The organism is Lelliottia amnigena, from assembly GCF_019047465.1.
GTDB lineage: Bacteria > Pseudomonadota > Gammaproteobacteria > Enterobacterales > Enterobacteriaceae > Enterobacter > Enterobacter amnigenus.
Window position 1 is genome coordinate 2311159 of the sequence record NZ_CP077236.1, and the last position, 21251, is coordinate 2332409.

20 protein-coding genes are annotated in these 21251 nt (G+C 55.2%); 13 read left to right on the forward strand and 7 right to left on the reverse strand.

Annotation, left to right across the window (positions count from 1 at the left end; all coding sequences use genetic code 11):
- Nucleotides 1-9: 9 nt before the first annotated feature.
- Together I6L74_RS10830 and fbp are read right to left on the reverse strand one after the other, a co-directional pair.
- A complete protein-coding gene (locus tag I6L74_RS10830; protein WP_059179975.1) occupies nucleotides 10-312 on the reverse strand; it encodes a helix-turn-helix domain-containing protein in 303 nt (100 codons plus the stop codon).
- A gap of 144 nt (nucleotides 313-456) precedes the next feature.
- The gene (gene fbp / locus I6L74_RS10835; RefSeq protein ID WP_059179976.1) at nucleotides 457-1455 is read right to left on the reverse strand and encodes a class 1 fructose-bisphosphatase; all 999 of its coding nucleotides are present in this window, start codon (nucleotides 1453-1455) and stop codon (nucleotides 457-459) included.
- Between the two features lie 199 nt (nucleotides 1456-1654).
- On the opposite strand from fbp, the gene mpl reads away from it, so the two are divergent.
- A complete protein-coding gene (gene mpl, locus I6L74_RS10840; protein ID WP_059179977.1) occupies nucleotides 1655-3028 on the forward strand; it encodes a UDP-N-acetylmuramate:L-alanyl-gamma-D-glutamyl-meso-diaminopimelate ligase in 1374 nt (457 codons plus the stop codon).
- 57 nt (nucleotides 3029-3085) lie between these two features.
- Here mpl and I6L74_RS10845 read toward each other — a convergent pair whose 3' ends face one another.
- Nucleotides 3086-4294, reverse strand: coding sequence for an aldose 1-epimerase family protein (locus I6L74_RS10845; protein ID WP_059179978.1), 1209 nt, complete (start codon nucleotides 4292-4294; stop codon nucleotides 3086-3088).
- A 304-nt stretch (nucleotides 4295-4598) separates the two neighbouring features.
- Complete coding sequence (yjgA, locus tag I6L74_RS10850) at nucleotides 4599-5150, reverse strand: ribosome biogenesis factor YjgA (RefSeq protein ID WP_059179979.1); 552 nt, start codon at nucleotides 5148-5150, stop codon at nucleotides 4599-4601.
- 94 nt (nucleotides 5151-5244) lie between these two features.
- Between yjgA and pmbA the strand changes: the two genes are divergently transcribed.
- The 12 genes from pmbA to I6L74_RS10910 all read left to right on the forward strand — a co-directional run bounded on the left by pmbA (nucleotide 5245) and on the right by I6L74_RS10910 (nucleotide 16277).
- Nucleotides 5245-6597 (forward strand): metalloprotease PmbA, encoded by a 1353-nt coding sequence (gene pmbA / locus I6L74_RS10855; protein WP_059179980.1) that lies wholly within the window; start codon nucleotides 5245-5247, stop codon nucleotides 6595-6597.
- Nucleotides 6598-6690: 93 nt separating this feature from the next.
- A complete protein-coding gene (gene cybC, locus I6L74_RS10860) occupies nucleotides 6691-7077 on the forward strand; it encodes a cytochrome b562 (protein ID WP_059179981.1) in 387 nt (128 codons plus the stop codon).
- 323 nt (nucleotides 7078-7400) lie between these two features.
- On the forward strand, nucleotides 7401-7739 hold the full coding sequence (locus tag I6L74_RS10865; RefSeq protein WP_096759565.1) for a glycine dehydrogenase: 339 nt from the start codon (nucleotides 7401-7403) through the stop codon (nucleotides 7737-7739).
- An 11-nt stretch (nucleotides 7740-7750) separates the two neighbouring features.
- Complete coding sequence (locus I6L74_RS10870; protein WP_012015838.1) at nucleotides 7751-8113, forward strand: SFCGS family glycine-rich protein; 363 nt, start codon at nucleotides 7751-7753, stop codon at nucleotides 8111-8113.
- Between the two features lie 2 nt (nucleotides 8114-8115).
- Nucleotides 8116-8415, forward strand: coding sequence for a DUF4312 family protein (locus tag I6L74_RS10875; protein WP_059179983.1), 300 nt, complete (start codon nucleotides 8116-8118; stop codon nucleotides 8413-8415).
- Nucleotides 8416-8437: 22 nt separating this feature from the next.
- On the forward strand, nucleotides 8438-9214 hold the full coding sequence (locus tag I6L74_RS10880) for a DUF4311 domain-containing protein (RefSeq protein WP_012015840.1): 777 nt from the start codon (nucleotides 8438-8440) through the stop codon (nucleotides 9212-9214).
- A gap of 13 nt (nucleotides 9215-9227) precedes the next feature.
- Complete coding sequence (locus I6L74_RS10885; RefSeq protein ID WP_059179984.1) at nucleotides 9228-9869, forward strand: DUF4310 family protein; 642 nt, start codon at nucleotides 9228-9230, stop codon at nucleotides 9867-9869.
- Nucleotides 9870-9912: 43 nt separating this feature from the next.
- A complete protein-coding gene (locus tag I6L74_RS10890; protein ID WP_059179985.1) occupies nucleotides 9913-11046 on the forward strand; it encodes an amidohydrolase/deacetylase family metallohydrolase in 1134 nt (377 codons plus the stop codon).
- A complete protein-coding gene (locus I6L74_RS10895) occupies nucleotides 11030-12148 on the forward strand; it encodes a DgaE family pyridoxal phosphate-dependent ammonia lyase (RefSeq protein ID WP_059179986.1) in 1119 nt (372 codons plus the stop codon). Before I6L74_RS10890 ends, I6L74_RS10895 begins: the two co-directional genes overlap by 17 nt.
- Nucleotides 12145-12885, forward strand: coding sequence for a 2-dehydro-3-deoxy-phosphogluconate aldolase (gene dagF, locus I6L74_RS10900; RefSeq protein WP_059179987.1), 741 nt, complete (start codon nucleotides 12145-12147; stop codon nucleotides 12883-12885). The genes I6L74_RS10895 and dagF overlap by 4 nt, the downstream gene beginning before the upstream one ends.
- A 316-nt stretch (nucleotides 12886-13201) precedes the next feature.
- A complete protein-coding gene (locus tag I6L74_RS10905; RefSeq protein WP_059179988.1) occupies nucleotides 13202-14347 on the forward strand; it encodes a lactonase family protein in 1146 nt (381 codons plus the stop codon).
- 19 nt (nucleotides 14348-14366) lie between these two features.
- A complete protein-coding gene (locus I6L74_RS10910) occupies nucleotides 14367-16277 on the forward strand; it encodes a BglG family transcription antiterminator (RefSeq protein WP_059179989.1) in 1911 nt (636 codons plus the stop codon).
- Between the two features lie 33 nt (nucleotides 16278-16310).
- Here I6L74_RS10910 and nrdG read toward each other — a convergent pair whose 3' ends face one another.
- From nrdG to treC, 3 genes are all read right to left on the reverse strand, one after another.
- Nucleotides 16311-16775 carry an anaerobic ribonucleoside-triphosphate reductase-activating protein gene (gene nrdG / locus I6L74_RS10915; protein ID WP_059179990.1) on the reverse strand — a complete coding sequence of 155 codons (465 nt, stop codon included), beginning with the start codon at nucleotides 16773-16775 and terminating at the stop codon, nucleotides 16311-16313.
- Nucleotides 16776-17081: 306 nt separating this feature from the next.
- Nucleotides 17082-19220, reverse strand: a complete 2139-nt coding sequence (nrdD, locus tag I6L74_RS10920; RefSeq protein WP_059179991.1) for an anaerobic ribonucleoside-triphosphate reductase — start codon at nucleotides 19218-19220, stop codon at nucleotides 17082-17084.
- Between the two features lie 375 nt (nucleotides 19221-19595).
- Nucleotides 19596-21251 (reverse strand): alpha,alpha-phosphotrehalase, encoded by a 1656-nt coding sequence (gene treC / locus I6L74_RS10925; RefSeq protein ID WP_059179992.1) that lies wholly within the window; start codon nucleotides 21249-21251, stop codon nucleotides 19596-19598.

Here is a 21251-nt window from a genome sequence, read left to right on the forward strand (position 1 = left end):
CGCCAGGATTTATACCATTTCCACCTCAGCGTTTACTGCACCAATATTGTGATGAATATCCGCCATTAATTTTTCCAGCGAATGGGTTAATTCCAGCGCTTTTTTTGTGGGCTCAAGATATAAACCTTTGCGAACAAATAAAGGCTCATCAAAGAGTTGATTAAAACGCTTTAACGCCAGACTGACCGCAGGACGCGACATCTCAAGGCGGACAGAGGCTTTCGCCATGCTGCCGCATCTGACGATTTCAATAAACACTGGAATAAGATTTAGATCGATACCGGTATTTGCACGACAAAAGTTTTGCGTCATGACGGCGACTCCCCTGAATAAATAATAAACTGTTATCGAAATAATGCAGGAGTAGGCGGGAAGATTAAAGCGCGATTTTTATATTCATTTATACGGTAAAATATATAAATAAAAAACGGGGAGCAGGCTCCCCGTGATAAAACGTTAGGCGTCCGGGAATTCGCGGATCAGACGCTCAACATCTTCAACCATATGATTATTACCGACAAAGAAAGAGCGGCGCTGGTGCAAGCTTTCCGGGGTGATATCCAGAATACGCTCTTTGCCGTCACTCGCCTTGCCGCCTGCCTGTTCGGCCAGGAACGCCATCGGGTTGCATTCGTACAGCAGACGCAGCTTCCCTTCCGGGTGGCTGGCGGTGCTTGGGTACAGGTAAATGCCGCCTTTCAGCAAGTTGCGGTGGAAGTCCGCCACCAGCGAGCCGATATAGCGCGAGGTGTACGGGCGCTGCGTTGGCGTATCTTCTTCCTGGCAGAATTTGATGTACTTCTTCACGCCATTAGGGAATTTAATGTAATTGCCTTCGTTAATGGAGTAAGTGCTGCCGCTCGCAGGATAACGCATGCGCTCCTGGCACAGGCAGAAAACGCCTAGCGACGGATCGTACGTGAAGGCGTGAACGCCACAACCCGTGGTGTACACCAGCATGGTTGATGAGCCGTAAACCACATAGCCCGCGGCAACCTGTTTGTTACCCGGTTGCAAGAAATCTTCTTCCGTCACGGCTGTACCAACCGGTGTGACGCGGCGATAAATGGAGAAAATCGTCCCAACAGATACGTTGACGTCAATGTTAGACGAGCCATCCAGGGGATCCATCAGCACGACATATTTGGCGTGTTCGCAGCCTTCGAAAACGACGATTTCATCTTCTTCTTCAGAGGCGATACCCGCGACAATGTCGCGTGCGCGCAGTGCAGCTTTCAGTTTTTCATTGGCGAACAGATCGAGTTTTTGTTGCACCTCTCCCTGAACGTTTTCGGCACCGCTGGCACCCAGGATATCGACCAGACCGGCCTTGTTGATATCACGGTGGATGATCTTTGCGCCGAGCTTTATCGCCGACAGCAAAGCAGTGAGTTCACCCGTAGCATGAGAGAACTCGTGCTGCTTTTCGACAATAAATTCACCTAACGTTTTCATAACACTTTCCCTGCATCGTATGTTGAGTAAAGCGATCGAATGATGGTTAAAGCGGTCAATCTCAAACAATCTTAACAAACATTCAAATATTAGCGCAGTGGTGAATCGCGCCAGCAAAATACGGATTTACCTGAAATGCGTTTCTCTGACGCTGACATGTGAGTAAAATGTGCGCCAAATAGAAGAGGAATAGTGACGTATGCGCATTCATATATTAGGGATTTGTGGCACTTTCATGGGCGGACTGGCAATGCTGGCGCGCTCTCTGGGCCATGAGGTGACGGGTTCGGACGCCAATGTGTATCCGCCGATGAGCACTCTGCTTGAGAAGCAGGGGATCGATCTCATTCAGGGATATGATGCCAGCCAGCTGGACGTCGAACCGGATCTGGTTATCATCGGCAACGCCATGACGCGCGGTAACCCGTGTGTGGAAGCGGTACTGGAACGCAATATTCCGTTCATGTCCGGCCCGCAATGGCTGCATGACTTTGTCCTGCGCGACCGCTGGGTGCTGGCAGTTGCAGGTACGCACGGTAAAACGACGACGGCCGGGATGGCAACCTGGATTCTGGAAGCTTGCGGCTACAAGCCGGGCTTTGTGATCGGCGGCGTGCCGGGCAATTTCGACGTTTCTGCTCGCTTAGGCGAAAGCCCGTTCTTTGTGATTGAAGCCGACGAATACGACTGCGCCTTCTTCGATAAACGTTCCAAGTTTGTGCATTATTGCCCGCGCACCCTGATCCTCAATAACCTTGAGTTCGATCATGCGGACATTTTTGACGACCTGAAAGCCATTCAGAAACAGTTCCATCACCTGGTGCGTATCGTGCCGGGGCAAGGCCGCATCATCTACCCTGAGAACGACATCAATCTGAAGCAGACTATCGCGATGGGTTGCTGGAGCGAGCAGGAGCTGGTGGGCGAGCAGGGCCACTGGCAGGCGAAGAAACTGACAACTGACGCATCCGAGTGGGAAGTGTGGCTGGACGGTGAAAAAGTCGGCGAAGTGAAGTGGACGCTGGTCGGTGAACACAACATGCACAATGGCCTGATGGCGATTGCTGCGGCGCGTCATGTAGGCGTCAAGCCTGCCGATGCGGCCGATGCGCTGGGATCCTTTATCAATGCGCGTCGTCGTCTTGAATTGCGCGGTGAAGCCAATGGGGTGACGGTGTACGACGATTTCGCCCATCATCCGACGGCCATTCTGGCGACGCTGGCGGCACTGCGCGGCAAAGTCGGCGGAACGGCGCGCATTCTGGCGGTGCTGGAACCACGCTCTAACACCATGAAAATGGGGCTCAGCAAAGACGATCTCGCACCGTCTCTCGGCCGCGCTGACGAAGTGTTCCTCCTGCAACCGCAGCACATTCCGTGGCAGGTCGCGGAAGTGGCTGACGCCTGCATTCAGCCTGCGCACTGGCATGCGGATGTCGACACCTTAGCGGATATGGTGATTAAAACCGCGCAGCCGGGCGATCACATTCTGGTGATGAGCAACGGCGGTTTTGGTGGAATTCATCAGAAGCTGCTGGACGGTCTGGCGAAGAAAGCCCAGGCCGAAGAGTAATCAAACGACCCGGTAGCGTTGCGCTACCGGGTGAACATGCCGGATAAGGAATAACGCTTACTCTTTGGCGATAGGCGTTTCAATCTCCTCAATCGGGGTGCTGCCCTGAATCTCACCGATTTTCTTCACAACGTCGTCCACCTGACCCGAGGTGTGAAGCAGCGTGTATGTCAGATCAAACTGTGTGCTCTGACCGGCTTGCAGCTGCTTCACGCGCTTTTGTTCCCGTTCGATGGTCACCGGATAGGCATAGCTGGTGCCCGGCTCAATGCCGGTGACATAGCCTTGTTTCTCCGTGTCGGTGTTTTTCCACAGCGTTAAAACAGGCAGCTGGCGGGTGTCGAACTGAATCGCCGCCCCTTTGTCGCCTGCTTTATTAATCACTGCGGCAGTGGTGTGGTGATTCTCATCCGACAGCGGTTTGATGTTAAACACCATTTCATCAAAGCCTTTCGTTGGCCCTGCATAGTTTTGCCACTCTTTTAAGCCCGCTTTGGCGTAATCATTGAATGGGCTGATGCTTGCCATTGGTGCGATAAACCGCGCCCCTGCTTCCAGAATCGGTTTACCGAAATTGCTGTGATAAATTATCTGATAGTCATGCGGATAATCAGCGTGATTGGTCAGCACATCGTGAAGAGCAAAGCTGTTGCTGCCTGGAACATAGCGCAGTTCAGTCATGGTCTGCAGATCGGCTTTTTTGAACGTGCTTTCTTTTACCAGACCTCGGACACGAATTTCGTATGGCGCGTTGTCGCTCACCTCGACTTCCACCTGCGAGGCTGGCGTATTGCCTGCTTTCCCGTGCAACGTATAAATTTGACCGTCTGCAGTGACGGGATGCCCAGTCCATTCGTAGCCACAGCGCACCATCATTTCGTTGAAACCTTCCAGCCATCCCAGACCATTTCGGCTTTCAAGGTTCATGAAAGCAGGGTTGACCACCTCTTTGACCGGAGAATCCCAACCCATCCGCACGCCGTAGCCTTCAACGTGCAGCAGATTCATGCCGCGTGTAGGGCTTAACGCGATCGTCAACCCGTCTTTACTGGTGATAATAATGACTTTGCTGCCTTCCTGTTTGCCGCCATGAAGGACTTTTTGTTCAATGCTGAAGTTTTGGTTTTTCACTTTCAGCATATTGCTGGTCACTTTCCAGTTACCCAGTTCCGTCGCGCTATCAGCGCTTGTCAGCACCCATGTTTTTGCCATGACAGGCGCGGAAATTAAACAGGCCAGTGCGGTTAAAGCCAACGTTTTTTTCATCATTCTTCCCTTTTTGCTGAATCGATTATTTCTTTCACAGGCAAATCTAGATTCTTAACAAAAGTGAAAGTGTGATGCGTTTCACCTGATGGCGAATTAAGCGATTTTTCTCGTTGGAGTGTGCGGAGTGATCGATAATTGTGTAATGCACTGCGTTATTTGCACGATAAAGTGTGAATTAAAATGGTTTTTGCTTTAACGATTCAGCTTTGAAGAGAGAATAAAAAGGAGAGGTTACGCCAGAGGAAAAGGACGGGGGGAGGGAAAAATGACGCTAACCCATCAATGAGTTAGCGTGAGAGGATTAGCCTTCGTTCTCAGCCAGTTCGCGCAGATACTGGAAAATCAGACGCGCAGATTTCGGCGGCTTATTCCCTTCTTTCTCTTTCTTCGCGTTACGGATTAATGAACGCAACTGCTGGCGATCGGCGTCAGGCCACAGGTTCAAGACTTCTGCGACGGCATCGTCACCGTTGTCGACCAGACGATCGCGAATTTGCTCAAGCTTATGGAACAGCGCAACCTGCTGGTTGTGGCGGTTTTTCAGCTTATCCAGCGCCTGACGAATCGGCTCAACATCGCGCTGGCGCAGCATTTTACCGATTAGCTGAAGCTGGCGGCGACGGCCTTCTTTTTTGATTCGTTGGGCCAGTTCAATGGCACTGCGCAGATCCGGGTCGAGCGAGAGTTTATCCAGCGCGTTTTTGCCCAGTTCTACCATTTCCGCACCAAGTTGTTTTAACTCTTCGGCGTCACGTTTAATTTCACTTTTACTGACCCAGATGATTTCATCATCTTCGTCTTCGATGTCATCACCGGGAACGTCGTCGAGCCAGTCTTCGGGCTGCTTAGTCATGTCAGGCTCCTTAAAAAAGAGGCTAATGTTACCAGTTAAGACGCGCACTGAAAAACGGTTCTCTGTTAGACTTCAGATAACTATCTCTTACAGTATGGCATTTGCGATGAAAGTAACCTCACAAGTTGAAGCGCAGCGTAAGATTCTGGAAGAAGCGGTCTCCACAGCGTTGATGCTGGCTTCCGGGAAATCAGACGGCGCGGAAGTAGCAGTCAGCAAAACCACGGGTATCAGCGTAAGCACTCGCTACGGTGAAGTCGAGAACGTGGAATTTAACAGTGACGGTGCGCTGGGGATTACGGTTTATCACCAGAATCGCAAAGGCAGCGCGTCATCGACCGACCTCAGCCCGGATGCCATCGCCCGTACCGTGCAGGCTGCGCTGGATATTGCGCGCTATACCTCACCCGATCCCTATGCAGGCGTCGCGGATAAAGAATTGCTGGCGTTTGACGCGCCGGATCTCAGCCTTTTCCATCCGGCTGAAGTGTCTCCAGACGAAGCCATTGAGTTTGCCGCGCGCGCCGAACAGGCCTCTCTGAAGGCGGATAAACGCATCACCAATACCGAAGGCGGCAGCTTTAACAGCCACTACGGCATCAAAGTGTTCGGCAACAGCCACGGCATGTTGCAGGGCTACAGCTCTACGCGCCACTCCCTTTCCAGCTGCGTTATCGCTGAAGAAAATGGCGACATGGAACGTGATTACGCCTACACCATTGGCCGTGCGATGGGCGATTTACAGTCCCCTGAATGGGTCGGTGAAGAGTGTGCAAAACGCACGCTGTCACGCCTGTCTCCGCGCAAACTGTCCACCATGAAAGCGCCGGTGATTTTTGCCAACGAAGTGGCGACCGGGCTGTTTGGTCATCTGGTTGGGGCGATTGCGGGCGGTGCGGTTTATCGTAAATCGACGTTCCTGCTCGACTCTTTGGGGCAACAAATTCTGCCGGAATGGCTGACCATCGAAGAACATCCGCATTTGCTGAAAGGGCTGGCGTCGACGCCGTTCGACGGCGAAGGCGTGCGTACAGAACGTCGCGACATCATTAAAGACGGTATTCTGACGCAGTGGCTGCTGACCAGCTATTCTGCGCGCAAGCTCGGTCTGCAAAGTACCGGCCACGCGGGCGGCATCCACAACTGGCGCATCGAAGGCCAGGGCCTGAACTTTGAACAGATGCTCAAAGAAATGGGCACCGGCCTGGTCGTGACTGAGCTGATGGGCCAGGGCGTCAGCGGGATCACCGGCGATTACTCTCGCGGTGCGGCCGGCTTCTGGGTTGAAAACGGTGAAATTCAGTATCCGGTGAGCGAAATCACCATTGCCGGTAACTTAAAAGACATGTGGCGCAATATCGTTACGGTCGGTAACGATATTGAAACACGTAGCAATATACAGTGTGGTTCAGTGCTGTTACCCGAGATGAAAATCGCGGGTCAATAATACCCGTCATACTTCACGTGGCAGATGCGTTGGCTGCGCTCGAATTATTTAGGGTATTTAGCTTATTTTTCATAATAAAAAAGGAAGTGAGCAATGCGTAAAAACCTGTTAGCCATTCTTGCTGTGTCGTCGTTAGTGTTCAGTTCTGCTGGGTTTGCCGCCGATCTTGAAGATGATATGAACACGCTCAGTACCAACCTGAAAGTGGTCCAGAAAACGGATAATGCGACGGAAATGAAAGACGCATTGACCAAAATGCGCGTCGCCGCACTCGATGCGCAAAAAGCGACGCCACCGAAGCTGGAAAACAAAGCCGCAGACAGCGCTGAAATGAAAGACTATCGCCACGGTTTTGACGTGCTGGTCGGCCAGATCGACGGTGCCCTGAAGCTTGCCAACGAAGGCAAGGTGAAAGAAGCCCAGGCCGCCGCTGACGGATTCATTGCCACCCGCAACGAAAACCACAAAAAATTCCGCTAATGGCACGCTAAGCCAGACGGCAAAATAATCAACGGGGGCGTATTCCCCCCGTTTTGTTTGCCACAACGTAATAAGAAAACCTTATCCGCGTCACACTTTACGACCTTGCGCGTAAATCTTTCCACTCTGCTTTCTGACCTTTCACCGCCGAATCACGTGACATTCATCACGTAAATCCAGTTGATAATACATATTCACCGTAATTATGTGGAACAGATCACTGGTGCCGCTTTCCTTTCCACTTCGAAGTGGAAAACAACTCGCTACAAACCTTTAACCTCCAGCGTTAGTTTTATCCCAGAGCCATTAACGGGGTAAGACGAGTGATTAACGGAGCGGTAATGAACGACGTTGGGGAACAGGCAGCGCAAACTGAAACGCTCGCAAACACCATGCTTGAGCAGGTCTATTCCCTGCTTGCTCGCCACAACATCATTCCCAATGACGTCCAGCGGCAGATGCTGACGTCACACGTTCGCGCAATGGCGCACCGGTCAGTGACCGGCGAACCGCTGCCAGAGGTCGAAGCTGACCTGTTCGACGAAATTTCAGCAGATTCAATGCGGCTTGCCCGCGAAGTGGTCGCGCAGTTCGGCAATCTTCCTGATGAAGAGGCCTGGCTGCTCTCCGTTCACTTCGAAGTCGCTAAAGACAACCTTTAAGGAGCTACACAATGGAACAAATTACAGTCGTGATCGGCGATCGTCTTGGTAAAGGCCAGAAAGTGGCTATCGGTGTGGAAAAGGCCGGCGGCCGTGCGGTTGTCGTACCCGGCGTGGCGGCGGACATGAAATTGGGCGACGTGATGAAAGCGGAAAACGCCACATTCGGGATCTCGTTCTGCGGCAGCGGCGGTGCGGGTGCCATCACAGCGCAAACCAAACATGGCTACAAGGCTAAATACGGTATGCGTTCAGTGGAAGAGGGCGTCACTGCCATCAACGAAGGCAACAACGTTTTGGGTTTTGGTTTTATGGATAAAGAAGAGCTGGGCGAGCGACTGGTGCAGGCCTGGCTGAAAAAGTACGGCGCGTAACCATGAAAGAGCAATTCACCACCACGGTGAGAGTGAAAGGCAAAGGTGACGCCAAAACGCGCGCCTTTGCCGACGCGCTAAACCACGTACAGGCCGCGGTGATGAACGCATCGCCGCATATCTTACTGCGTATTGAGCCACAGGATGTGCAGGTTGTTCAGGCGCAAGAAGCGGTGCGTAAAGAAGCGTTTCTGTTCTTCTTTTTGCGCCGGGAAAGACGCACTTACAGCGTGGAGCTGGACGTGACCGTCAACGTGACTGCCATCAATCTTGATCGGGTGGATTTTGTCACGCAACGCTGATTCTCACTAATAGGGCAGACGAATGTTCCTGATAATTTTAATAAAATCGCTCATCATCGGCGGCCTGGTTGGCGTCGGCGTTGGCGCCGGGGCTGCACGCATGTTTCATGCGCCTACCACACAGGGTATGGGCGCATTTCGTACGTTGGGGGAACTGAACTCCTGTGAAGGGGATCCCGCGTCTCACTTCTCCTTTGGTCTGGGGTTCTTCTTCAACGCCTGGGCATCGTCAGTGGCGGCGGGGGCCTTCACGCAGGACGTTGACCATCGCATCATCCCTAACTGGGGCGCCGCGGCGCTGATGTTAAAAAACCGCAACGTTGGTGAAACGCTGCACGATCCACGCAAAATGGCGATTGCCTGCGGCGTGATCGGCATGTTCGTGGTCACCTTCTTAAACCTCACTGCCTCGTCTGTACCTGCGGCGCTTCAGGTCACAGCCGTGAAGGTGCTGGTTCCTGCGGCGAACCTGCTGGTCAACACCGTCATGCCGGTCATCTTCTGGCTGGCGGCAATCGACGCGGGTAAAAAATCCGGCTTCTGGGCCACCGTTTTTGGCGGCGCGGCGCAGCTGATTATGGGCAACGCCGTACCGGGTCTGGTGCTGGGCATTCTGATTGGTAAAGGCGTCGAAGAGAGCGGCTGGAACCGCGTGACCAAAGTGATGATGGTGGCGATTGTTCTGCTGTTCGTGCTGAGTGGTTTCTTCCGTGGCTTCGACATGAAGATGATCGAATCCTTCCATCTGACCGTGCCGAACTGGCTCGACATGATCCACAGCTCGCTCAGCGGCAAATAACAGGAGCCTCAACATGGAACAGAATAAAGGTTTTTGGTATGCCGACTGGTCGTTCCCGATCTTCGTTGGCCTGCTCTCATCCGGCGTTTTCGCCGGGACGCATATGTTCTACCTGTACGGCATCGGCGCGTTTAACGAAGTGGCCTTCGTGGCGATGTTAAAAGCGGGCATGGATACCGGCGTTTACGGCGCGGTGGCGGCCTTTGGTGCCAGCTTCCTGTTTGCGCGCATCATCGAAGGCTCGCTGGTGGGTATTCTCGATATCGGCGGAGCGATTCAAACGGGCGTTGGCCTCGGCGTTCCGGCGTTGCTGCTCGGCGCGGGCTTTGTCTTCCCGGTGGCTAACTTTGTGGCTTCGCTGGCCACCGGTCTGGTGATTGGGCTGGCGATTGGCTACCTGATTATCCTGGCGCGTAAATTCACCATCAACCAGAGCGATTCCACCTACGGGGCGGACGTGATGATGGGCGCGGGTAACGCCTCTGGCCGCTTTCTTGGCCCGTTGATTATCCTCAGCGCGATGACCGCCTCTATCCCGATTGGTATTGGTTCTCTGATTGGCGCGCTGCTGTTTTATCTCTGGCAGAAGCCGATTACCGGTGGCGCGATCCTTGGCGCAATGATTTTGGGTTCGCTGTTCCCGGTGGCCCTTTAATACCCGGCGGGCGCTTCGGCGCTCGCTTTCTCTGGAGATGTTTATGTTTGATTTACTCCTGCGCCGCGCGCGCCTCACCGACGATACGCTGGCTGACATTGCCATTCAGGACGGCAAAATTGCGGCGCTGGGTGAGATTAACGCTCCCGCACACAAAACCGTCGAGCTGAACGGCGAAGTGTTTGTCAGCGCGGGCTGGATTGATTCTCACGTTCACTGCTACCCCAACTCCCCGATTTATCATGATGAGCCGGACAGCGTCGGTATCGCGACTGGCGTCACGACCGTCGTGGACGCGGGCAGTACCGGTGCCGACGATGTGGACGATTTCTACGAAATTACCCGCAAAGCCAGCACGGCGGTTTTCGCGCTGCTGAATATTTCCCGCGTCGGGCTGATCGCTCAAAACGAGCTGGCGAACATGGCCAATATCGATGCGGATGCGGTACAGCAGGCCGTGAAGCGCCACCCTGATTTTATCGTGGGCCTGAAAGCCCGCATGAGCAGCAGCGTGGTCGGTGAAAACGGCATCACGCCGCTGGCGTGCGCAAAAGAGATGCAGCAGCAGAATGGCGGCCTGCCGCTGATGGTGCATATCGGCAACAATCCGCCAAACCTCGATGAAATTGCCGATCTGCTGAGTTCTGGCGACATCATCACCCACTGCTACAACGGCAAACCGAACCGCATTCTTACGCCGTCGGGCGAACTGCGTGCCTCCATCACCAACGCGCTGAAGCGCGGCGTGCGCCTTGACGTCGGCCACGGCACGGCGAGTTTTAGCTTCGAGGTGGCGAAGCGCGCCATCGCAATGGGCATTCTGCCGCACACCATCAGCTCGGATATCTACTGCCGCAACCGCCTCAACGGGCCGGTGGGTAGCCTTGCCAGCGTGATGTCGAAATTCCTCGCCATCGGTATGTCGCTACCGCAGGTGATCGAGTGCGTGACCGCCAACGCCGCCGACGGCCTGCGTCTGACGCAAAAAGGCCGCATTCAGCCGGGTCTGGATGCCGACCTGACGCTGTTCACCGTAAAACGCCAGCCGACGCTGCTGGTAGATGCTGAAAACGACAGCCTGCAGGCTGAACATATTTTGCTGCCGCTTGCCGCGATCCGCGCAGGCAAGGGCTACATGACCGAACAAGGGAGCACGGAACATGTCTTCGATTTATGAGAAATACCATTTAAAACAGGTGATCAACACCTCCGGCCGCATGACGGCGCTGGGCGTTTCCACACCGCGTCCGGAAGTGGTGCAGGCGGCGATGGACGGCATGAATCAGTATTTCGAGATGAAAGATCTGGTCAATAAAACCGGTGAATACATCGCGAAGCTGTTGGACGTAGAAGGCGCAACGGTCGTCTCCTGCGCCTCGGCGGGTATTGCGCAGTCCGTGGCCGCGGTGCTGGTGAAAGAGAGTGACTGGCTGCTGGAAAACCTGCACGTCACGCCCATTGAGAACAACGAAATCGTGCTGCCGAAAGGTCACAACGTCAACTTTGGCGCACCGGTCGGCACCATGGTCGCGCTCGGTGGCGGCAAAATGGTCGAAGCGGGTTACGCCAACGAATGCTCCGCCGATCAGCTGGCGGCGGCGATCACCCCGCGTACCGCAGCCATTCTTTACATCAAGTCTCACCACTGCGTGCAGAAAAGCATGCTCAGCGTCGAGCAGGCGGCGGTGGTTGCGCGCAAACACGATCTGCCGTTGATCGTCGATGCAGCAGCGGAAGAAGATCTGCATGTCTATTACCGCTCCGGCGCGGATCTTGTGATCTACAGCGGCGCGAAGGCGATCGAGGGGCCAACCAGCGGCCTGGTGATCGGTAAAACGCAGTATGTCGAATGGGTGAAACGCCAGACGGCGGGCATTGGCCGCGCCATGAAAGTGGGTAAAGAGGGCATCCTGGGCCTGACCTGCGCTATCGAACATTACCTGACGGCGACCAAAGAGAGCGGCGCTGAAATGGTCGCGAAAATGACCCCCTTTATTGACGCACTGAATACCTTAAACGGTGTGACGGCCCGTGTGGTCTGGGACAGCGCCGGACGGGATATCGCGCGCAGCGAAATCAAATTCGACGAAGCCGCCACCGGCGTGGGCACCGGCGATCTGGTGAACGCGCTCAAGCAGGGCGAATACGCTATCTACTTCCGTGGCTACAAGGCCAACGAAGGGATTATCGAAGCGGACGTGCGCAGCGTGACCGCCGACCAGCTAGAAATTGTTTATCGCCGCATCCGCGAAGTATTAGGCCAGGAGAAAAACGCATGAAATTAACCCCCAATTTTTACCGTGATCGCGTGTGCCTGAACGTTCTGGCAGGTTCAAAAGCGAATGCCAGTGCGATTTACGAGGCGGCTGAAGGTCATGTTCTGGTGGGCGTGTTGTCTAAAAACTATCCTGATGTGGACAGCGCCGTCGCGGATATGCGCGAGTACGCTGCGCTGATTGATAACGCACTCTCTGTAGGGCTTGGCGCGGGCGATCCCAATCAGTCGGCGATGGTCAGCGAAATCTCCCGCCAGATTCAGCCGCAGCACGTTAATCAGGTGTTTACCGGCGTGGCGACCAGCCGCGCGCTGCTGGGACAAAATGATTCCGTGGTGAACGGGTTAGTGTCACCAACCGGTACGGTCGGGATGGTCAAAATCTCCACCGGGCCGCTGAGCAGCAACGCGCCTGACGGCATCGTGCCGGTAGAAACCGCGATTGCGCTGCTGAAAGATTTTGGCGGCAGCTCCATCAAATACTTCCCGATGGGCGGCCTGGCGTGTCGCGACGAGTACAAAGCGGTGGCAGAAGCCTGCGCGAAGCACGATTTCTGGCTGGAACCGACGGGCGGTATCGATCTGGAGAACATCGAGGCGATCCTGCAGATCGCGCTGGATGCGGGCGTCAGCAAGATTATTCCGCACATTTACAGCTCGATTATCGACAAAACCACCGGCGACACTCGCCCGGAAGATGTCCGCACGCTGCTGGATATCACGAAGAAGTTAGTGAAGTAGAATTTTGCCCCTCATCCTAACCCTCTCCCTTTTGGAGGGGGGACTGTCCGGAGCGGTCTTTTCCCTTCTGCTCATAAGGAGAGGGAGTGCCGATGCACTCTTTGCCTATACCCATAGGGTGAGGGGATTGTTTTCTCCCTCTCCCTTTTGGAGAGGGACTGTCCGGAGCGGTCTTTTCCCTTCTGCTCATAGGGAGAGGGATTGCCGATGCACTCTTTGCCTATACCCATAGGGAGAGGGGATTGTTTTCTCCCTCTCCCTATGGGAGAGGGCAGGGGTGAGGGGACACAAACCGCACCATCCAACAGGAGCCACCATGCACACTCATCATCTGCTTGCTGCTTCACTCTCATTGCTGGCGACGGCTGCCGTTGCCCAGCCGCAGTACGCCTGGGTCGGGACGTATAATCCGAACGGTGAAGGGCTGTACCGATTTACCGTCGATCCGCAAACCGGCGCGCTCGACCATAAAACGCGGGCCAGCACGCTGGCGAATGCCGCGCAGTTGACCGTCTCGTTCGATGGCAAAACGCTGTATCTGGCGAGCGAAGTGGAGCAAGGCGTGGTGCAGGCGCTGCGTATTGGTGATAACGGCGAGCTGAGCGCGTTAAATCAGGTCGCCTCAGGCGGCGCGGGCCCTGTTTATCTGTCGCTGACGCCAAACGGTCGTCATTTGCTGGTGGCAAACTACGTCAGCGGTTCGATTGCGGTGCTGCCGGTGAAATCTGACGGCAGCCTCGGCGAGGCCACAGACACCCATCAGGATCGGGGCGAACCGGGCGCAGCAGCACCCGAAGCCGCCGTGGAAGGCAGTTTTGCGATAAGCGATCATAACGGTCCGCACGCGCACATGATCGCTGCCGATCCGAGCGGGAAGTTTGTCTTTTCAACCGATCTGGGTCTGGATCGGATCTACCAGTACCGTTTTGACGATCGCAGCGGAAAGCTCACCCCGAACGATCCGCCGTTTATCAACGCATCCTCGAAAGGTGCGGGGCCGCGCCATTTTGTCTTCACGCCAAAAGGCGATGGACTGTGGCTGATTAACGAAGAGGCATCGACGCTGACCCATTATTCGCTCGATAGCACCTCGGGTACGCTGAAAGAGGGCAAAACGATCTCCGCGCTGCCGAACGCCTACAAAGGGACCAGCTTTGCCGCGGGCCTGGTGTTGAGCCGCGACGGCAAACAGCTGTACGTCGCTAACCGTTTGCATAACAGCATCGCGCACTTTACCGTAACGGCGGACGGAGCGCTGACGCACCAGAACGATGTCTGGACGCGTGGCGATTACCCGCGCACGCTGACGCTTGATAATCAGGGGCGCTGGCTGTACGTCATGAATCAGCGTAGCGATAACATTACCCGTTTTCGCGTTGAGCCAGACGGTAAGCTACGCTTTGAGCCGGACTATACGCCGGTTGGCAGCCCATCCCAGATGGTCATTTCACCAGGGCCATGAGCCGTAAGAGGACACCGACGTGCGATTTCCGAACCAACGTTTAGCGCAACTGTTTGATTTGTTGCAAAACGAGACGCTGCCGCAGGACGAGCTGGCGCAGCGCCTTTCGGTCTCAACACGTACCGTCCGCGCTGATATCACGGCCCTGAATGCGCTCCTGGCGAGTCACGGCGCGCAGTTTATTTTGAGCCGAGGCAACGGCTACCAGCTTAAAATCGACGATGCCGCGCGCTATCAGTCATTGCAGGATTCCCGTCCGCGCGCGCTGCGTATCCCGCGTACCGGACAAGAACGAGTGCACTATCTGGTAGTGCGATTTCTCACTGCCGCTTTCTCTTTAAAGCTAGAAGATTTGGCTGATGAATGGTTTGTCAGCCGCGCCACGTTGCAAAGCGATATGGTGGACGTGCGCGAGTGGTTTCACCGCTACAATCTGACGCTCGAAACCCGCCCGCGTCACGGCATGAAACTCTTCGGAAGCGAAATGTCCGTGCGCGCGTGCCTGACCGATCTGCTGTGGGAACTGGCGCAGCAGGACAGCCTGAATCCGCTGGTGACCGAAATCGCCCTGAACGTCGGCGTGCCGGAGCAACTGGTTGGCGTGCTGCACGACACGCTCACGCGCCATCACATTCGTCTCACGGATGAAGGCGAGCTGTTTGTACGCCTGTACTGTGCGGTGTCGGTACGGCGCATCGGCGAGGGTTATCCGCTGCCGGAATTTAATGCCGAAGATGTGGAAGAGAACGTGCGCGCCGCCGCGCGGGATATCGCCGCTGCCATTTCGCAACTGGCGGATAAAGCGCTTTCGCCTTCAGAAGAGAACTGGCTGTGCGTCCATCTGGCGTCCCGTCAAATCCAGGAGATTGCCCCAAGTGCCATCAACGCCGACGACGACGAAGCGCTGGTCAATTACATCCTGCGCTACATCAACACGCACTATAACTACAATCTGCTGAACGATGCGCAGCTGCACGCAGATTTGCTGACGCATATTAAAACCATGATCACCCGCGTGCGTTACCAAATCATGATCCCCAACCCGCTGCTGGAAAATATCAAGCAACACTATCCGATGGCGTGGGACATGACGCTGGCGGCGGTCTCTGGCTGGGGAAAATACACCCCCTATATCATCAGCGAAAACGAAATTGGTTTTCTGGTGCTGCATATCGGCGTCGGGCTGGAGCGCCATTACAACGTCGGCTATCAGCGTCAGCCGCGCGTGCTTTTGGTGTGTGATGCCGGTAACGCGATGGCGCGCATGATCGAGGCGGTGCTGCAACGCAAATATCCGCAGATAGACGTGACGCGCACCGTCACGCTGCGCGAGTACGAACTGGCGGAAAACATCAGCGAAGATTTTGTTATTTCGACCGCGCGGATCAGCGAAAAGGCCAAACCGGTGGTTTTGATTGCACCGTTCCCAACCGATTATCAGCTGGAGCAGATCGGCAAGCTGGTGCTGGTGGACCGCACGCGCCCGTGGATGCTGGAGAAATATTTCGATGCGGCGCATTTCCGCGTGATTAATAAACCCGTCGATCAGCAAACGCTGTTCCAGGAACTCTGTTCGCAGCTCGAAGCGGAAGGATTCGTTGGCGCGGAATTTCTCGACTCGGTAGTGGAGCGTGAGGCGATTGTCAGCACCATGCTCGGCGACGGCATTGCGCTGCCGCACTCCCTCGGTCTGATGGCGCAAAAAACGGTGGTCTACACCGTGCTGGCCCCGCAGGGCATCCAATGGGGCGATGAAACGGCGCACGTCATTTTCCTGCTGGCGATCAGCAAAAGCGAGTACGAAGAGGCGATGGCGATCTACGATATTTTTGTCACTTTCCTGCGGGAGCGGGCAATGACGCGGCTGTGCGCCTGTCACGATTTTGATGAGTTTAACGCGGTGGCGATGGAGAGTTTGAGTCGTTTTTGAAGGTGAGGGCGGAGAGTCGAAATCCGCCTTCATTTAGCGCAAATGATGGACCACCTGGTTGCTGCTGCCGCGCCAGATCAGCGCCGGGTCTTTTAAATCCTGCACAAATTTACCGTCGACCAGCACGTTGATCAGATCAACCACGTCCTTCTGCGCATCACTCAGTTCATCCAGCCGGTAGCCGGTCCAGACCCAAATATCTTTGCCTGCACACTCTGCGCGAATGCGTTTTACCAGCGCGAGAATATCCGGCACGTTCTGCGGATGCAGGGGGTCGCCGCCCGAAAGGGTAATTCCCTGGCGCTTTATCCGCGTGTCGTTGAGGTCGTCAATGATGCGATCCGCCATCTCGTCGGTAAACGGCTGGCCTGAGTTCAGACGCCAGGTGCTTTTGTTATAGCAGCCCGGGCATTCGTGAACGCACCCTGAAACAAACAGGGTGCAGCGTGTGCCAGGGCCGTTGACGATGTCGACGGGGTAGTAGTTGTGATATCGCATAGCGGTGTCCAGAAAGAATGTGCTGTCTGATGCCCTCACCCCGGCCCTCTCCCACAGGGAGAGGGGGCAAGAGGGTTGCTCCCCCCTTGAGGGAAAGGCGAAAAGCATGTCGCTCGATCGGTTCCCACCCCGTTAAGGGAAAGGGGTAAACGCGTTGCTCGATCGGTTCCCACCCCGTTAAGGGTAAGGGGTAAACTTGTTGCTCGATCGGTTCTCACCCCGTTAAGGGAAAGGGGTAAACGCCTTGCTCGATCGGTTCCCTCTCCCTTGAGGGAGAGGGTGAGGGGAAAGTATCGCGCTACAACGTTAACCGATCTGCCCATTTCCCAAATGCTTCACGCGGCGTTTCACTTCTTCTTGCTTACCGGCGTTGAACGGACGTGCGTCCGGGCTGCCAAGATAACCGCACACGCGGCGGGTCACCGAGACGCGCGCGGCGTCGTGGTTGCCGCATTTCGGACAGGTAAAGCCTTTGCTGGTGCATTCAAACTCACCGGTAAAGCCGCACTCGTAGCACTCATCAATCGGCGTATTTGTCCCGTAGTACGGCACGTGCTGATAGCTGTAATCCCACACGTCTTCCAGCGCTTTCAGGTTGTGCTGAATGTTCGGGTACTCGCCGTAACAGATGAAGCCGCCGCTCGCCACCGGCGGATAAGCCGCTTCAAAGTCAATTTTGTCGTACGGATTGACCTTTTTCTCGACGTCGAGGTGGAAGCTGTTGGTGTAGTAGCCTTTGTCGGTCACGCCATCCACCACACCAAACTCGGCGGTATCCAGGCGGCAGAAACGGTCGCACAGGTTTTCGCTCGGCGTGCTGTACAGGCTAAAGCCATAGCCGGTTTCGTCTTTCCACAGGTCGACGGCATCGCGCAGACGCTGAACGATCGCCACGCCTTTGGCACGCAGCGCTTCGCTGTCATAGACATGTTGATCGCCAAACAGCGCGTTGATGGTTTCGTGAATACCGATATAGCCCAGAGAAATCGACGCGCGGCCGTTCTTAAAGATTTCAGAAACGTCGTCGTCTGCTTTCAGACGCACGCCGCAGGCGCCTTCCATATACAGAATAGGTGCCACGCGGGCTTTAACGCCTTCGAGACGCGCGATGCGGGTCATCAGCGCTTTGCGCGCCAACACCAGTCGCTCGTCCAGCAAGTTCCAGAACGCCTCTTCGTTGCCTTTGGCTTCCAGCGCGATGCGTGGCAGGTTCAGGCTGATCACGCCCAGATTGTTGCGCCCATCATGGACCTGCTCGCCGTTTTCATCCTCATACACGCCAAGGAAACTGCGACAGCCCATGGGCGTTTTGAACGAACCGGTGACTTTCACCACCTGGTCGTAGTTCAGAATATCCGGATACATGCGCTTGCTTGCGCATTCCAGCGCCAGCTGTTTGATGTCGTAGTTTGCGTCACCAAACTTGTGGTTCAGACCATCGCGGATCGCAAACACCAGTTTTGGGAACACGGCCGTTTTGCGGTTTTTGCCAAGGCCTGAAATGCGGTTGCGCAGAATCGACTGCTGAATCAGACGTGATTCCCAGCTCGTTCCTAAACCAAATCCAAAGGTCACAAACGGTGTCTGGCCGTTGGCGGTGTGCAGCGTGTTCACTTCATATTCCAGCGACTGGAACGCGTCATAGCACTCTTTTTCGGTGCGGGAATGGGCGTATCCGTCTGCGTCTGGGATCTGCCACTCTTCGGCTACTTTACGGTGTTTTTTGAAGCTTTCAGCAACGAACGGCGCGAGCACCTCGTCGATGCGGTTAATGGTCGTCCCGCCGTAAATATGGCTGGCGACCTGCGCAATAATTTGCGCCGTTACCGCCGTCGCCGTGGAAATTGATTTTGGCGGCTCGATCTCGGCGTTACCCATTTTAAAGCCGTGGGTCAGCATGCCTTTTAGATCGATCAGCATACAGTTGAACATCGGGAAGAACGGGGAGTAATCGAGATCGTGATAGTGGATCTCACCGCGCTCATGCGCCTGTACCACGTCGCGCGGCAGCAGGTGCTGGCGGGCATAGTGTTTGGCGACAATCCCGGCCAGCAGATCGCGCTGCGTCGGGATCACTTTGCTGTCTTTGTTGGCGTTTTCGTTGAGCAGCGCCGAGTTGGTCTGCTCGACCAGACCACGAATTTCCTGGTTCAGGCGACCGCGCTTTTCACGCTGAATATCGCGATCGTGGCGGTACTCAATGTAGGCGCGCGCCAGCTGTTTATGTGGGCCAGACATCAGCTGGTTTTCGACCGCCGTCTGGATCTCATTGATATCCACCTGACTGCGCTCATTCATCTGCTGGCTGACGATTTCTGCGACGGTGGCGCAGTAATCTGCGTCATCGACTCCCGCTGCTTTAGCTGCACGCAAAATGGCTTCTTTGATGCGCTCTGACTTAAACGGCACTTTACAGCCATCTCGTTTCATCACATGCGGTGTCATGATCACTCCATTAAAAACAGGTTATCCACAGAGGTGGGGAAGTATGCATTGAGCAGATTTATAGATGCTCCAGCCACTTCCCTCGTTTTCGACCCGTGTTATCCACAACTCCGGCCGACGTCGGCGCCGTTGTATTGTTGGAATAGTAGACGAAAAATACAATATGTAGGGTCGGCGTGCATTTTAAGTTCTATATGTAGTGATTTGCATCAAAGATGTTTGCGATTTTTTTGATTCAGAACAAAGTAAACGGACGAGAGTACAAACGACGGGCACTACAGGGTTTGTAAATTTAGGCGGGAAAATTCTGATTAATTATTCAACTAAAACATGCTTGTAACGCCGGGCAACAGGAGGATTGTCCGGCGTTTTTCGTCAGTCTTGCAGCCACCAGATGGCTTCGAAGGGGCGCAGGGTCATGGCAGCCAGGGTATTGGCGGCTTCGTCGTAGTTACTGAGCACCACGCGCCAGTTCCCCTCTTGGGCAGTCGGATGCCACTGCTGGCATTCTCGGCTCAGGTTAGCGGCGACAATCAGCGTCTGCCCTTGCCACTGGCGGCGATAGCACCACAGAGACGGGTGCTCGGGCAGGAGATCCTGATAGTCGCCCCAGGTCAGTACCGGCAGCGTTTTGCGCAGCTGAATCAACGTCTGATAGGTGTAAAAAACAGAGTCTGGATCCTGTAGCGCTGCGGCGACGTTAATCGTGGCGACGTTATCGCAAAGATCGATCCACGGTTCACCCTGCGTAAATCCCCCGTGTTGGCTGGCGTCCCACTGCATGGGCGTCCGACCATTGTCGCGGGATTTACTCGCCAGAATCGCCAGAAGTTCGTCCGTTTCGCGGCCTTTTTCACGATTTTCAGCGAACATGTTGTGGCTTTCGACATCGCGATAGTCGGTGATACGGGTGAAGTGCGGATTGGTCATACCGATCTCTTCGCCCTGATAAATGTACGGCGTGCCCTGCATCCCGTGCAGGACCATACCGAGCATTTTGGCGGCGGGCACGCGGTATTCGCCCTCATCGCCAAAGCGCGACACAATGCGCGGCTGATCGTGATTACACCAGAACAGCGCATTCCACGCCTTATTGTGCATCCCTTGCTGCCAGTGGCTGAACAGGGTTTTAAGCGCCACGAAATCGGGCAACGCCTGCGTCCATTTTTCGCCGTTCGGGTAATCCACCTTTAAATGGTGGAAGTTGAACGTCATCGACAGTTCGCGCCCGTCCAGCGCTGCGTACTGCTGGCAATTTTCCAGCGAGGTGGATGACATCTCGCCCACGGTCATCAGCGCGCGCGGGGTAAACACGTCGCGGCTCATCTCCTGCAAAAATTCGTGTACGCGCGGCCCGTCGGTGTAGAAGCGACGCCCGTCGCCGAGGTTATCGTCGGGGAAATCCTGCTGTTTGGAGATCAGGTTAATCACGTCGAGACGCAAACCGTCCACGCCGCGATCGGCCCAGAACTCGCAGACTTTTTTCAGCTCTGCGCGCACCTCGGTGTTTTCCCAGTTGAGATCCGCCTGCTCGGGCGCAAATAAGTGCAAATAATATTGCTCGCTCTCGGCGTGCCAGCGCCAGGCGTTGCCGCCAAATTTGGAGCGCCAGTTGTTTGGCAGGGCATCCGGCGTGCCGTCGCGCCAGATGTAAAATTGGCGATACGGGCTCGCTTTGTTGAGCGATTCGCGGAACCACGCGTGCTGCGTGGAGGTGTGGTTGAGCACCATGTCGAGCACGATGCGAATCCCCCGCGTATGCGCCTGCGCCACCAGTTCGTCAAAATCATCCAGCGTGCCGTAGGCCGGGTCGATGGCGGTGTAATTCGCCACGTCGTAGCCGTTATCCACCTGCGGGGAGATGTAGAACGGGGTCAGCCAAATCGCGTCGATGCCGAGGGTTTTGAGGTAGTCCAGACGCTGCGTCACGCCGCGCAAATCGCCGGTGCCGCTTCCGGTGGTGTCCTGGAAACTCTTTGGGTAAATCTGATAGATGACGCCGTTTTGCCACCAGTGAGGAAGGGTATTCAT

Excerpts from the sequence above, each read along its gene's own strand:
- cybC (WP_059179981.1), top strand. The coding sequence starts at position 6,691 with ATGCGTAAAAACCTGTTAGCCATTCTTGCTGTGTCGTCGTTAGTGTTC.
- I6L74_RS10875 (WP_059179983.1), top strand. The coding sequence starts at position 8,116 with ATGAAAGAGCAATTCACCACCACGGTGAGAGTGAAAGGCAAAGGTGAC.
- nrdD (WP_059179991.1), bottom strand. The coding sequence starts at position 19,220 with ATGACACCGCATGTGATGAAACGAGATGGCTGTAAAGTGCCGTTTAAG.
- treC (WP_059179992.1), bottom strand. The coding sequence starts at position 21,251 with ATGAATACCCTTCCTCACTGGTGGCAAAACGGCGTCATCTATCAGATT.
- I6L74_RS10890 (WP_059179985.1), top strand. The coding sequence starts at position 9,913 with ATGTTTGATTTACTCCTGCGCCGCGCGCGCCTCACCGACGATACGCTG.
- yjgA (WP_059179979.1), bottom strand. The coding sequence starts at position 5,150 with ATGACTAAGCAGCCCGAAGACTGGCTCGACGACGTTCCCGGTGATGAC.
- I6L74_RS10880 (WP_012015840.1), top strand. The coding sequence starts at position 8,438 with ATGTTCCTGATAATTTTAATAAAATCGCTCATCATCGGCGGCCTGGTT.
- I6L74_RS10845 (WP_059179978.1), bottom strand. The coding sequence starts at position 4,294 with ATGAAAAAAACGTTGGCTTTAACCGCACTGGCCTGTTTAATTTCCGCG.
- fbp (WP_059179976.1), bottom strand. The coding sequence starts at position 1,455 with ATGAAAACGTTAGGTGAATTTATTGTCGAAAAGCAGCACGAGTTCTCT.
- mpl (WP_059179977.1), top strand. The coding sequence starts at position 1,655 with ATGCGCATTCATATATTAGGGATTTGTGGCACTTTCATGGGCGGACTG.
- nrdG (WP_059179990.1), bottom strand. The coding sequence starts at position 16,775 with ATGCGATATCACAACTACTACCCCGTCGACATCGTCAACGGCCCTGGC.
- I6L74_RS10905 (WP_059179988.1), top strand. The coding sequence starts at position 13,202 with ATGCACACTCATCATCTGCTTGCTGCTTCACTCTCATTGCTGGCGACG.
- I6L74_RS10895 (WP_059179986.1), top strand. The coding sequence starts at position 11,030 with ATGTCTTCGATTTATGAGAAATACCATTTAAAACAGGTGATCAACACC.
- pmbA (WP_059179980.1), top strand. The coding sequence starts at position 5,245 with ATGGCATTTGCGATGAAAGTAACCTCACAAGTTGAAGCGCAGCGTAAG.
- I6L74_RS10870 (WP_012015838.1), top strand. The coding sequence starts at position 7,751 with ATGGAACAAATTACAGTCGTGATCGGCGATCGTCTTGGTAAAGGCCAG.
- I6L74_RS10885 (WP_059179984.1), top strand. The coding sequence starts at position 9,228 with ATGGAACAGAATAAAGGTTTTTGGTATGCCGACTGGTCGTTCCCGATC.
- I6L74_RS10830 (WP_059179975.1), bottom strand. The coding sequence starts at position 312 with ATGACGCAAAACTTTTGTCGTGCAAATACCGGTATCGATCTAAATCTT.
- dagF (WP_059179987.1), top strand. The coding sequence starts at position 12,145 with ATGAAATTAACCCCCAATTTTTACCGTGATCGCGTGTGCCTGAACGTT.